The following is a 447-nucleotide window of genomic DNA, read 5'->3' as shown; positions in this document are numbered from 1 at the left end:
GGCTCATGTTGGCCAGGAAAGCCGATTTGGCGCTGGCTGCGGCCTGGGCGTCTTCGGTGGCCGCATTCAAGGCCGCTTGCGTTGCCTTGCGCTGGGTGATGTCTTCGACGATGACGAAAAACAGGTCGGGGTCTTCGTCGCACAAGCTCATCATGGTGACGTCGGCATCGAAGCGTGCTCCGTCCAGGCGGCGATGCGCCCATTCAAAGCGCACGGCGGCCTGGCTGTCTCGGCACGCCTGCATGTGCCCCTGGGCAAGCTGGGCCAGGGCTTCTTGTTCCCCCTCATCGGAGCCGCTGAGCGGTGGCTCCCAGGGCTTGAGCCCGGTCAGGTCTTGCGCGGCCAGCGCGTGAAACAGTTCCACCGTTGCCGGGTTGCAGCGCTCGATGCCCCGCCTGGCATGCAGGAAGAAGTAAGCCAAGGGGGCATTGCGGTAGGCGAGCTCGA

General features: G+C 65.1%; 1 protein-coding gene. It reads right to left on the bottom strand.

All coding sequences use genetic code 11. The annotated features are described in order from the left end of the window. Positions 1-447, bottom strand: a 447-nt coding sequence (locus B2W70_RS16180) for a PAS domain-containing protein (RefSeq protein ID WP_286747223.1), incomplete at both ends; no start/stop codon positions are given.

Source organism: Aquabacterium sp. UBA2148, from assembly GCF_002328915.1.
Lineage (GTDB): Bacteria > Pseudomonadota > Gammaproteobacteria > Burkholderiales > Burkholderiaceae_C > Aquabacterium > Aquabacterium parvum.
Note: the sequence above shows the minus strand (reverse complement) of the source record. Positions and strands in the feature narration are given on the sequence as shown.